Origin of the sequence: Colwellia sp. MB02u-14, from assembly GCF_014076915.1 — a bacterium.
Taxonomy (GTDB): domain Bacteria; phylum Pseudomonadota; class Gammaproteobacteria; order Enterobacterales; family Alteromonadaceae; genus Colwellia_A.
In genome coordinates, this window is sequence record NZ_JACGUX010000062.1 from 328672 (window position 1) to 341731 (window position 13060).

Sequence of the window (13060 nt, forward strand, 5' to 3'; positions counted from 1 at the left end):
AAAGCAATTAGCCAGCTAAGGCAGCATCAAGCTTTTCTTTTAAGTCTTTTGATAATTTTTTAAGCTTAGTCAATTTTTCTAGTTCTGCTCGCATTAATTGCTGTCTCGGTAAATCAAAAGCTTTAAATTGAATAAGTGGCGTTATTAACCTTGAGGCAACTTGTGGATTTATTTCATTCATCAACGCGACTTGTTTCGCCAGAAACTGATAACCTTGTCCTGTTCTACAATGAAAGTAACGAGGATTATTTGCGCTAAAGTTACCGAGTAATGAACGTGCTCGGTTTGGATTTTTTAAACTGAATAAGGGGTGAACGAGTAAAGTATCAAGTGAACTAAAAATATCAGTATCACATTGCTGGGCAGCAATACTGAACCACTTATCCATAACTAATGGTGTATTGTGCCACTTTTTCTCAAAATTTTGTAATTGCTCATCAAAGTCGACTAAGTTATTTTTAGCTGAACATACCAAAGCAGCCAAAGTATCTGTCATATTATCTGATGAGTTAAATTGTAACCCCACATTTTTTTGTGGTTCATTGAGTAGCGATAAATAAGACAAGCAAACATTTTTTAATGCTCTTTTACCCACTTCATTGCCACCATATACATACTGTGAGCTTTTGTTATCAGTGAATGCTTTTTCAAAACTTGCCGTTAAGCCTTTAACTAAAAATAATTTCACGGCTGAAATTGCATTGACTACTTTTATGGGATCTACCTGTGTAATTTCAGCAACAACTTCATCAAAACTAGGTAAGGACAACTGCTCAGCTTTAAATGCATTGTCAGTGCTTGCATCAAAAATAGCTTGATAGGTAATTAATAAGCTCTTAGGTAAAACAAAAGTATCGTCATTCACTAATGCTTTAATGTAATTCAACATTAATTGCTGACCCGCGTCCCAACGACAAAACTCGTCATCCGCAAAAGCCATAATGGTTGCCAGCTCTTTATCTGTTTGGTTAAAACTCAATTTCACTGGCGCAGAAAAATCAGCTAAGATCGCTACTACAGGTTTTTCAGAAAAATGGTCAAAAGTCCACGTTTGCTGCTCAGAAGTTAACTCAAGTAGCTGGCGCTTTGTTACTTTATTATTTTCAATAAGTTCAATCGCAACAGGAATATGTAACGACTTACCTGCACTGCCATCTTTTTGTGCAGGGCTTCTCTGCGTAATACTTAACTGGTACTTTCCATTTAAAAAGCTTTCTTTGACCGTTAAAGTAGGTGTGCCCGACTGATGGTACCAAGCTTTAAATAAAGCGAGATCTACCTCTGAAGCATCAGACATTGCATTAATAAAGTCTGCACAAGTAACGGCCATACCATCATAACGAGCAAAATATAAATCTATGCCTTTTCTGAAGTTATCTTTTCCTAATAAGGTATGGATCATTCGGATCACTTCAGCACCTTTTTCATAAACAGTTAAGGTATAAAAGTTATTCATTTCCAACACTTTTTCTGGACGAATAGGATGTGCCATAGGCCCAGCATCTTCAGCGAACTGTTGAGAGCGTAACAATCTAACATTTTTAATACGGTTTACCGCTGCACTATGCATGTCTGCGCTAAACTGTTGATCGCGAAATACCGTTAAACCTTCTTTTAAGCTTAACTGAAACCAATCACGACAAGTAACACGGTTGCCTGTCCAGTTATGAAAGTATTCATGGCCAATAACAGCTTCAATATTAAAAAAATCAGTGTCGGTAGCACTTTCATCATCAGCTAAAACAAATTTGGAATTAAAAACGTTTAAGCCTTTATTTTCCATTGCACCCATATTAAAAAAGTCGACTGCAACAATCATGTAAATATCAAGATCATAAACTAAACCGAACGTTTCTTCGTCCCAACGCATTGACTTTTTAAGTGATGACATCGCATGATGAGCTTTATGTAAGTTACCTTTATCAACGAATATTTCTAGAGCAACATCTCGTTTATCGTTTGTCGTAAACGTATCTGATAATAAATCAAAATCCCCTGCAACAACGGCAAATAAGTAACAAGGCTTTGGATGAGGGTCTTGCCAACACGTAAAATGTTTGCCTTGTGGTAAATTCCCTTCACCAGTTTTATTACCGTTTGATAATAAGTAAGGGTATAGTTTTTTATCAGCAATAATTTTAGTGGAGAATGTTGCCATAACATCAGGGCGATCTAAATAATAAGTGATCCGTCTGAAACCTTCGGCTTCACACTGTGTACAAAAAGCGCCTCCCGATTTAAACAGGCCTTCAAGTGACGTATTATTGAGTGGGTCAATTTCAGTAACAATCGTCAACATAAACTCTTCTGCATTAACATCAACAGTTAACTGTGTTGAACTCACTTGATAAAAGCTTGTAGGTAAAGCTTGTTGATTGATTTGCAGCGAAACAAGTTTGAGTTGTTCACCATCAAGTACTAATTGCTTAGCCTTTTTATTTTCACGCTTTATTGTCATTGTGTTCGTAACTATGGTCGCCGTATCGGCAAGCTCAAATGTTAGATCAACCGTGGAAATTGAGAAATCTGACACTTGGTAGTCAGATAAATAGCGTGCTGTAAAATCAGTCATGAGATATTCCTTTTGAAAAAAATATAAAGCCTGCATAAACAGGCTTCATATTAAGTCGGGATTAAGAGCAAATAAAAGAATGTATTATTCTCCGGCAATACTCTTTGTATTTAATGCTAGCTCTTTATAAGTTCATCACTACTTGTTGCTAACATTTTAATTTTAAAGCCGGTATAGCCATAAATTATGGCAAGTACTGGATTAATTAAATTGAAAAAACAATAAAAAATATAATCATATGAAGTTAATGCTAATGCAGCAAACATAAAAGCACCACAAGTATTCCAAGGAATTAAAGGTGAAGTGATGGTCCCTGAATCTTCTAAAGTACGGCTTAATAGGGTTGGATGAAAACCACGACGTTTAAATTCAGCTTTAAACATTCTACCTGGCATAACAATCGCCATGTATTGATCCGCTGTTATTAAGTTAGTGCCAATACATGTTGCAACGGTACTCGCAATTAAACTACCGGTAGATTTAGCTGTTGATAAAATAGCCTTAACAAACTTATTTAGCATGCCTAAATGCTCTAACACCGCGCCAAAGCTCAGTGCACACATCACTAACCAAATGGTGTTTAGCATGCTAGACATACCACCACGGCTGAGCAGCTCATCAATTTGTTTATTGCCGGAGTTAACCACAACACCATCAAAGAAGGCTGTCCAAACGACAGTAATATAAGCTTTAACACCACTTACTCCTTCCGCGGCCATGCTCAAGATAAGGTCTTGTTGAAAAATTAACGCCCAAACAGCACCAATTAAAGCGCCAATAGCAACGGCGGGAAACGCAGGCACTTTTTTAAAGGCTAAATAAAGTAGTATAAAGAGCGGGATAAGGTTAAGAACAGATATATTATAAGTAGTATCAAGTGTATTTAATAGTGCATCAATACTTGCCGTATCACCTGTGACAGTTGAAGAGTGGTCAAAACCAATAAGTAAAAACAAAATAAGAGCAATGCTAATCGAAGGTATAGTAGTCCATAACATATAGCGAATATGTTCAAATAACTCACTTCCAGCTACGGCAGGTGCAAGATTTGTTGTTTCAGACAATGGCGATAATTTATCACCAAAATATGCACCCGAAATGACCGCACCAGCAGTAACCGCAGTAGACATTTCAAAGCCATTAGCAATACCAATAAAGGCAACACCTACGGTCGCAGCTGTCGTCCAAGAGCTACCAATACTCATAGCAACAATACCACAAACTAAACAAGCAGCCGCGTAGAACCAACTTGGGTCAATAATTTTCAGACCGTAATAAACCATTGTAGGCACGGTGCCTGAAAGTAACCAAGTACCTATTAATGAGCCAACAGCCAATAAGATTAAGATAGCTCCCAGGGAAATAGAGATACCACCAACAATAGACTTTTCAATAGATTGCCATGTATAACCATTTTTAATGCCAATAACAATTGCAATTCCCATGGCGAGTAATAAAGCAATTTGATTTGGTCCATAAGATGAGTTATCAGCGAAATACAATACAGCCGTTGTTAACATAACAACCAATGCAAAAATAGGAATTAACGCATCAAGCATACTGGGTTCTTTTGGCAAGTGCATTGAAGGGGTCTGGTTATTATTTTCTGGCTCTGTCATGTGCGATGCTGACCTTAAGTTTTATTATAGTTATAATTTTTAATGTTTTAATCACAAAACCCTGAAAGTCAGGATAACGTTTATTGACTAATCTGTTGAAAAATTAGTTTGGCCTTTTGTCTTACATAAAAGCCGCAATAAAGCGGCTTTTGTTGAATTGTTTTTTGATTACTTTTTAGCCATCTTACCTAGGGAAATTAAATCAAAAGTAATTTTAGCGGTTTCGTCTAAAAACGGATCTAATGCCTCCAGCTCGTCAGGTAAATCTTCTAATGATTTTACTTTTTCTTTACCCATAACAACTAAACGCTCATTGACACGGATAAGTTGTTTTTCTTTACTCTCTTCACGCTTCTGCTTACGCTCGATAAGTTTTAAAGAAATAGTTTTATCATCTTTTTCTTTTTGATAAGTAATAATATCATCAAGTAGATAGTTAAATTCACGATTAGATTTAACACGTTCAATATGTAATGAATTCAAATAAGATAAATCTGTCGATAAGTTTCCTATACGTTTATAACTTGCTTTAGGAATTTGATCCCATGGTAACGCATTTTTCTCACGGCTTTCACCCCAGTCTTCAGGGTTAACCGCTGTAGGAAAAGAAATATCAGGAAGTACCCCTCTATGCTGAGTACTGCCGCCATTTATACGGTAAAACTTAGCGATAGTAAATTGAATACTGCCTAATGGATTATCATAAAGATCATAAACCCGCCCTAATCCTCGATGCTGCTGAACAGTGCCTTTACCAAACGTATGCTCGCCAACAATAACGCCACGGCCATAGTCTTGGATTGCTGCAGCAAAAATTTCAGAGGCAGAAGCGCTGTAGCGATCAACCATGACCGTTAATGAGCCATCATAAGAGCTTACGCCGTCATCATCACTGTTAACTTGTACTCTATTTGCGCCATCACGTACTTGAACGACGGGGCCTTTATCAATAAATAAACCCGTTAGTAGTGTTGCTTCGCGTAACGAACCGCCACCATTGCCACGTAAATCAATAATAATACCAGAAACTTTTTCTGCTTTTAATTTATCGAGCTCTTTTTTAACGTCACGGGACAAATTATTGTAAAAACTAGGTATAGTAATAACGCCTAGTTTTTTCGATTTTTCATCACCATTGGTTTCAAAATAAACTTCAGACTTTGCTGCTCTATCTTCAAGTACTATCTTATCGCGAACGATAGTAACAACTTTAATGACCGCATCATTTTCAGCTTTTGCTGGTAAGATTTGTAAGCGGACTTTTGTCCCTTTAGGCCCTTTAATTAGATCAACAACATCATCTAAACGCCAACCGATGATATCTTCAAATTTATCATCATCTTGAGCAACGCCGACAATTCGGTCTTTAGGCTTAACATCTTTTGATTTGTCTGCGGGGCCACCCGGAACAACACTATTAATAACCGTATAGTCTTCTTCCGCTCGAAGTACCGCGCCAATGCCCTCAAGAGACAAATTCATGTCCATTTGAAACTTTTCAGCATTCCTCGGTGACAAATACGACGTATGAGGTTCAACAACACGAGCAAAGCTATTCATGACAACTTGAAAAACATCTTCACTTTCACTTTGTTTTAATCTTTTAATCGCATAGCGGTAACGTTTACCCAGAACTTCTTGAACTTTAGGCCACTCTTTTCCCGCTAACGTTAAATTAAGAGCGTCATATTTAACTTTTAAACGCCATAATTCATTTAATTCTTTTATACCTTGTGGCCAATCGGATTCTTCTCGATCAAAGTTATAGACTTCATCTGTGGTGTAATCGAAAGGCTTTTTTTCTAGGAGACTTAGCGCATATTCATAGCGTTCTAAACGTCTTTGAAGGTTTAAATTAAATATTTCATAGGCAATATCTAATTTACCCCGAGAAATAACAAGGTCAAATTCAAAGCGATATTTTTGAAAATCATCAATATCTGTTCCTAAAAAAACATTACGAGCATAATCAAGTTGTTTTATATAACGATCAAATATTTTTTCAGAGAGTGCATTATCCATTTTAACTTGGGTGTAATGAGCACGAGTAAACTGCGCGGTAATGCGTTTACTCGATATGGCATGCTGGCTTTCAGGCGCCAATATAGGAAGGTTATCCACATTAGCAAGACTTTCAAAACCAAATACGTTCATTGCTGATATCGATAAAGAAACGGCAATTGCGATACGACAAATTTTTAGCATGCCCAAGTACTCCAATTTATTCAGTAAATATATTTTTAATTTGCGTCTTAACAACCATTCCTGAATTTAATTGAACACTCACATCTTTACCAGCAACTTCTGTAATAATAGCGGTCATAGGTGAATTACCTAATTTAACTTTAACGCTTTTACCAACAACAACGGCACTGTCTTCAACAGGAACAAGTTTAACTTCTTCCTTTATAGGAGTACGTTTAGTTGACTTTACTGATTTAAACTTAGCTTGTTTGTCTTGCTTTGTTTCTTGGCTGTGAGTAGACGGTTTTACTTCAGATGAATTATCAGACTTATTAAGCTTAGATCCCTTATAAGGCTTTTTGCTTGCTTTGTCGTGTTTATTTTTGTTACCAAATTTGTCTTGGCTCTCTTTAAGCGTCTTAATCGCATAATCTGCTTGCTCTTGATCAATCTCAGCAGAGTCGTTACCGTCAATGTCAACGCGAAAACTTCCTAACTTAACGGCTTTCAAGTAACGCCAGCTGCTTGTGTAATGTCTTAACGCTTGACGTAAACGAGTTTTACTCACCGTTTCGTCTTCAGCTAATTTTGCAGACAAATCTTGGAATATACCAATTTTAAGGGCTTTAGCTGGGCCATCAATTGAGAAACATTTCGGAAATTTATTAGCTAAATAAGCGATAATTTCTTTTGTGCTTAAACGCTTAACTTCAGTGTTTTGCTCAGCGGTTACCGGTGTTAGTTCTGCAACTTCAGTACTAATTTCAATACTAGCTTCAGTGTCAGTCATTTCTGTTTTGCTCACTTCGTTTTCTATTTTAGTGTCCATAAATACAACTTTTTAAAAATTCTTAAATTTTAAGAGGTTAAATCCTGAAGGTACTGTTCACGGTTATCCAACAAATGTTGGCACCAGTCATAAATATCTTCACTATCTATATCAGGTAGTGATTCTTGGCAAATCCAAGTGTCCCAAACCAAAGATAATAATTGCGCTAATATCTCTGGTTCAATATCTTCTTCGGCTAAATCATAAATCAGGTGATAAATTTCATTTATTCGTTCGGCAACGAATTCTTCTTGACCATCCCAGTCACCGACAATACTTTCGCTGACGAGGTAATCATGAATAACAATAATTTCTTTCATTAGTTTATCACGCTGTGCTTGATGATCATATTTTCAAATAAATTAATTATTGCTTCCAGTCCTTGTTGATCACCTTCATCAAAATGATCGTAAGAGGTGCTGTCTATATCAAGTACCGCAATGATCTTACCATCTACTTTTACAGGGATAACAATTTCTGAATTACTGGTTGCATCGCAAGCGATATGACCATCAAATGAATGAACATCTGCAATTCGTTGTGTGAGACTTTCGCTAACGGCTGTACCACAAACGCCCGTGCCAACAGGAATGCGAATACAAGCTACTTTCCCTTGAAAAGGACCCAATACCAGTTCATTATTAATTAAACGATAAAATCCAACCCAGTTAACTTCTGATAAATGCTCAAAAAGTAAGGCGCTAATATTTGCCATATTAGCAATAAGATCAGGTTCGTCGTTGATTAAGGCATCAACTTGTTGGTAAAGTTCTTGATATAATTCATTTTTGTTCATAAATAACAGTATTCTTAGTTTATCAAAGATAAGTGATGGTCAAAAAGCGCATAACATAACCCGATAACCCGTGAAGTTAAAGTACTTATTATAGATTTTATGTGGTTTTAACTTATATTTCACCTGTTTTAGTAAACTTAGCGTCATTATTTACCTATTTAATAGCAAAAGTAACACTTACCTGTGCTGAAACATGCTTTTTGCCAACTTGCGAACTAAAGCCATCGTTACTTCTACTTGCCATAGCATAAGCATTTGGTGTGTGGTAAGAAGATTCTTCAAAACTGGAGACTTTACCAAGTTGAACACCTATTTTATTTGCGATAGCTCTTGCTTTTAGCTGCGCATTTTCTAAAGCCTTAAGTAGGGCTTGTTGATACAAAATTTCATTGTTTGTTGTTTCTGTTTGCAGAGCAGAGATCCGACTAACACCTATTCTTACCACATTATCAAGTAGCTGGTCGTAAAGAGAGAAGTCAGTAAAGGTCACCGTAATTGTTCGAGATACCTCAAAGTAAATTTTTTCTTGCTCATGCAACGTATTGTTCGCTAATTCACGACTACTGATCACTACTTTTGTATTACTTCTTTCTTTATTTAGCTTATTTTCATTTGGGGTAGGCAATCTTTGATGTATTTCATACTCAGGGAGCACCGTACGCTTTTCATAGCGAGGCATTAATTCTAAGCGAGAAGACTCGATAGCCGTTTTTGCAATCCCCATTGATAAATACAGGTTGGTAACTAAACCACTTTTTTGGTCAACCCATGCTTTAGCTTTACTGGCAATATTACCGCGTTTGTCAATTGAAACGGTAAAAGTAAATTGGTCGGGCTCAGCGCTTACAGAGCCTTTGCCAATAACTTCAATACCCTTTTTAACAAACTGTTCAGCGGTAATAAGCGTAGAAAATAAACTGATAATAATAATGAATATATATTTCATGGTTTTCCTAAGTGTTAGTCCTTGTCATGAATGACGGTAGCCACGGATATTCTCATCGAGGCGTCGTGACTTTATTATTGCACTTAAATAAATATATGGACAAAAAATCACGAGGTAACATTAACGAATAGCCCAGTGCTTAATTTCTTGTTCCTCTAAAAACGTTTCAGCATGCTCACCCTGCATTTGTGACAATGTGGCTAATATTCCGGCTTGAATACACTGTGGCGCAGAAACTGTCACTGAACGAGGTGCATTCTCGATTGGCCACCCCGTTTTAGCATTAAGAATATGGCTATATCTATGATCATTTTTTAATAAAAAACGTTTAGCATCACCGCTTGTTGCTAGTGCCCCTTTAAATAACGACACCACCATTTTTTTCTTATTAACAAATCCTGGATGCTCTACACCTACCTGCCAAGGTTGACCATTTTTTCTGGGTGAATTTGTGGCTAAATCTCCCCCTAAATTTACAAGTACTGGTTGCTGCGTTAAGGAGGTAATTAACAAAATAGCGCGATCTACCGCATACTCTTTGCCAATTCCTCCTAAATCAATTTCCATATCAGCAGGTAATATTATTTGTGTCTGGTTGTATTTGACCTTATGCCAACCAACATTTTTCATGACATTAGCAACTGCCAGCGGGCTAGGAAGATTACTCGAGCAATCAAAAGTCCAGACCTTTCTTAACACCCCTGACGTTATATCAAAAACCCCATCACTGAGTTGATAGCAGGTGTCTGCAAAATTTAATAAAGCAAACGTTTCATCATCAATAGCGAGAGGGTTGCCTTGGCTTTGGTTTATTTGGCTACAAAGGCTTTGGCGATTATAACGGCTATACTTGTCCTCTATACGCCACACCTCTGTACTAATTGCTTTACCAACAAAGTTGGCAAGTGCTCTATCCGACGTTTCAATAATGACCTCACACGGACTTGCCATTGCATCAAACTCAATACAATAACCGTCTTCACGTTCAGTCGTTATTATTTTTCTTCGCTTACTCAAATTTTAACCTGCTATATTTATTACCGATCACGATATGTTTTTCAAAACCTATTAGAGTGTTAGGCGCTAAATAAAAAAGCCCTTATTAATGAAATAAGAGCTTACAACATAACTTATAAAAAAATAAAGACTCTTGGCTAAAGTTTACCGCTTAAAACGAGTAGCTGACCTGCGCAATAATAGCATCGATACGTTCATATATTTCCATATTTGCTAAAACGCCAGGAGACTTTTGCCCAGCACTCTTTGGGTCTTGGCGATAATACTCAAGTCTAAAAGATAAATCGTTGCCATCAGCTAATTTCATACCATATTTTAGACCCACCGTATAAGCTGTCATTTCACCAATACGGTAATCAGCACTAGCAAACTCAGGTAGTGCATCACCTTGCATCAAGAAAGGTTGATAAAATTCTGCAGCAGCTTGTTGATAAAAACGTAGATGTGGCTCTAAATAACTACCGTTTCCTAATGGAATATAAAAGCGTGTATCAACCGTATGAGAATCTATTTCCCAATCGTCCCACATATAACGATAAGACACATCTAAAATAGTTTCATCAAAATGATATTTTGTTTGTGCAAAAACACTTTGCTTAGTGCGTTTATCAGGGCGATTTTCATATAAATAGTCTTGCGCAATACCGTTTGAATCAAGCAAACTTAATATTTTAAATGGATCCGTTAAATAACCATCAACGACTGAATATGAATAGTTAAGTTGCGTCACCATATTGCGATTAATCACTTGCGTAAAACCGACCATAATATCGGTGGTGGTTTTATCGTCATCACTTCCCATTCGAGTTGCATCGTGGCTACTTTCATCGCCATCATCATGATAGGCAGCGGTCATCGACGCAAAAGGTTTAGGTAAACCACCTTCTGGCGTAAAGGTATCTTGAAAATGACTTAAGCCAAACGAAGCGGTGGAGTTTTTCTTATTGAAATCATAAGCAATATTACCGTTCACCCCTAAAGATAGGTAATCATATTCTTTTGAAATATGTCCCCCTGCGCTGCCAGTATAATTTTGAGCTAATGCTTGAGTCCATTGTCCGTTCAACTGCACACGAGTATCATGAAAGGTATCATCGAGTGGTGTATCACCCGGTTTGATATCGTAATCGCCTTTACCTGAAGGTCGGGTAAATGTTTGTACCTTTGGCTGTGCCACCGCGCCATTGGCTGAAGCGCCCGTTAATGCATCGATGGTTAACTTTACATTTAAAATACTGTCGTCACTGTAGATTTTATTCGCATTAAAAACGGCTTCTGCCGCTGAGACACGATTAGCCTCGCTGTAGTATAAAAAGGCTGAATCAAAAGACCAGCTATCTTCAGTAGGCTCAACCGAAGTTGTCGCAGCCGCAACCTGAACACTGCCTAACAAAGCTGTTGTTGCTAAAGTTAACGCCGCTTTAAGGTTAGCTTTATTCACCGTTTTTTTCATTTCATTATCATCATTAATTAATTGCATCCACAACCTCCTCCACCAAAGCTTTTACCGCCACTTGATGCTTCTTTACTGAAATAAATATGGTCATCAAGTGCTGAATCAATTGGCGAAGATGTTAAGGCCATTTGCTCTTTTGCTAACAGATCGCGTTCCCAAGGTTCGACACCTAAACTAGAACAACCAGATGCTAAAGTTACCGTAGCCAAGATGAATGAGTACTTAAATTTATTTTTCATTAAAAACCTCGTTATTTTCTTTGTATTATCGGTTAGAGAGCAAGTAACTGTTGAATTTCTTGTTCGTATTGTGAAACTTTTGCGGTAAAAAAACCACTGTGTGCGTATTTAATCTCGCCTTCCTTGTTTATAATCAAACTACTTGGCATACCTTGAATTTTAAAAAAGCGCGCTAAGTCTCCTTTAGGATCATAAACAACTGCAAAGTTGGCAGAATTATCCTGTAAAAATTCTTTTGCCAAGGCTTGTTCCGCATCAAGATTAATACTAACCACTGTAAAGCCTTTTGATTGATGCTCACGTTGCATTTTATTCATCCACGGGAATGATTTACGACAAGGTCCACACCAAGACGCCCAAAAATCAACATAAATCACTTCACCACGGTGCTGAGCGATTAAGCGGTCTAATTGCGTTTTAGCTGAAATTTTTGCGACACTTTGTGCTTGGGCAGCACTTAAAAACAGAAAAAAAGTTAGCGTTAATAAAGAAACGAATTGAAGTTTTTGAGCCACCGAAGGAGCGGTTTTACAGGGATGTTCGATAAGGTGTATATTCACTAAAATACCATCAAAAAATATAAGTAATTCAATGATAATTCAGTTTTCTTAAGGAAAACTTAAGAAAGTATTTTTTAAGTTTCGCCACCAAAAATAACGAGCTCTCTTTTTTCTAGCCATAATGGATATTGGGTCATCACTTTACTGAACATTCGGCTTTGCAAATAGTTATTTAACCATGCTCGTAGTCTGGGGTATGGTGAATGTAGATACCATTGGCGCTCGACTTTTGAAAATTTACGAATAAAAGGCAACAAGGCGATATCAGCTACACTGGCTTTGTTTGACATCAAAAAATCATTGAACTGTAAACGTTGCTCTAAATCTGCGATGTACTTTTCACATGCTTTTCTGTCATTTTCAAGTGAATCTTCATGATAACGTTTTGCACATTGATATTTATCAAAACAGGCTTTAAATTCATTATCGAACTGTGAAATTAGCAATAACATTTCAGATAATAAGTGAGGCGTTTCGCTATGCAACAAGTTATCAGGGTCACTTTCATGTAAAGCCCATAACATAACGTCTAAACTTTCTTCAATAACGACTATTTTATCTGGGACCTGTTCAGTGACTAAAACGGGCACAGTTCCTTTAGGTGATGCCTTGAGCATTTCATCAGGTTTGTCAGTTAACACTAAATCTCGCAGTGCAACTTTTTGTTTTGCATAATATATTGCGATTCTTGCACGCATAGCATACGGACAGTTTCGAAGAGAATATAATATAGGTAAGGGTAAATTTGACGTCATGGTGATTTTATTTATAAAAAATATACAAGAATAAGTTACTTTAACGGTATTCATTAAGGAAATATATCGGTAAAATCGCCACCTTTA

The 13060-nt window shown here is 37.0% G+C and carries 12 protein-coding genes; all 12 read right to left on the reverse strand.

The window, feature by feature from the left end; genetic code table 11:
• Positions 1–7 precede the first annotated feature (7 nt).
• Positions 8–2572 carry an aminopeptidase N gene (pepN, locus tag H4J52_RS06310; RefSeq protein ID WP_182179856.1) on the reverse strand — a complete coding sequence of 855 codons (2565 nt, stop codon included), beginning with the start codon at positions 2570–2572 and terminating at the stop codon, positions 8–10.
• 116 nt (positions 2573–2688) lie between these two features.
• Complete coding sequence (nhaC, locus tag H4J52_RS06315; protein ID WP_259366739.1) at positions 2689–4191, reverse strand: Na+/H+ antiporter NhaC; 1503 nt, start codon at positions 4189–4191, stop codon at positions 2689–2691.
• Positions 4192–4359: 168 nt separating this feature from the next.
• Entirely contained in the window at positions 4360–6396 is a 2037-nt protein-coding gene (gene prc, locus H4J52_RS06320) for a carboxy terminal-processing peptidase (protein WP_182179854.1), read from the reverse strand.
• A 16-nt stretch (positions 6397–6412) separates the two neighbouring features.
• Positions 6413–7204: an RNA chaperone ProQ gene (proQ, locus tag H4J52_RS06325; protein WP_259366740.1), complete on the reverse strand. Its 792-nt coding sequence runs from the start codon at positions 7202–7204 to the stop codon at positions 6413–6415.
• Positions 7205–7233: 29 nt separating this feature from the next.
• Positions 7234–7524 carry a hypothetical protein gene (locus H4J52_RS06330; protein ID WP_070376584.1) on the reverse strand — a complete coding sequence of 97 codons (291 nt, stop codon included), beginning with the start codon at positions 7522–7524 and terminating at the stop codon, positions 7234–7236.
• Entirely contained in the window at positions 7524–8000 is a 477-nt protein-coding gene (locus H4J52_RS06335) for a GAF domain-containing protein (RefSeq protein WP_182179852.1), read from the reverse strand. The genes H4J52_RS06330 and H4J52_RS06335 overlap by 1 nt, the downstream gene beginning before the upstream one ends.
• A 154-nt stretch (positions 8001–8154) precedes the next feature.
• A complete protein-coding gene (locus H4J52_RS06340; protein ID WP_182179850.1) occupies positions 8155–8946 on the reverse strand; it encodes an SIMPL domain-containing protein in 792 nt (263 codons plus the stop codon).
• 120 nt (positions 8947–9066) lie between these two features.
• Positions 9067–9963, reverse strand: a complete 897-nt coding sequence (locus H4J52_RS06345; RefSeq protein WP_259366741.1) for an FAD:protein FMN transferase — start codon at positions 9961–9963, stop codon at positions 9067–9069.
• A 151-nt stretch (positions 9964–10114) separates the two neighbouring features.
• Entirely contained in the window at positions 10115–11443 is a 1329-nt protein-coding gene (locus tag H4J52_RS06350) for a DUF3570 domain-containing protein (protein ID WP_182224380.1), read from the reverse strand.
• A complete protein-coding gene (locus H4J52_RS06355; protein WP_182179846.1) occupies positions 11434–11658 on the reverse strand; it encodes a DUF4266 domain-containing protein in 225 nt (74 codons plus the stop codon). Before H4J52_RS06355 ends, H4J52_RS06350 begins: the two co-directional genes overlap by 10 nt.
• Positions 11659–11690: 32 nt before the next feature.
• On the reverse strand, positions 11691–12218 hold the full coding sequence (locus tag H4J52_RS06360) for a TlpA disulfide reductase family protein (protein WP_182179844.1): 528 nt from the start codon (positions 12216–12218) through the stop codon (positions 11691–11693).
• A gap of 74 nt (positions 12219–12292) precedes the next feature.
• Positions 12293–12973 carry a glutathione S-transferase gene (locus tag H4J52_RS06365; protein WP_182179842.1) on the reverse strand — a complete coding sequence of 227 codons (681 nt, stop codon included), beginning with the start codon at positions 12971–12973 and terminating at the stop codon, positions 12293–12295.
• Between the last annotated feature and the right edge of the window lie 87 nt (positions 12974–13060).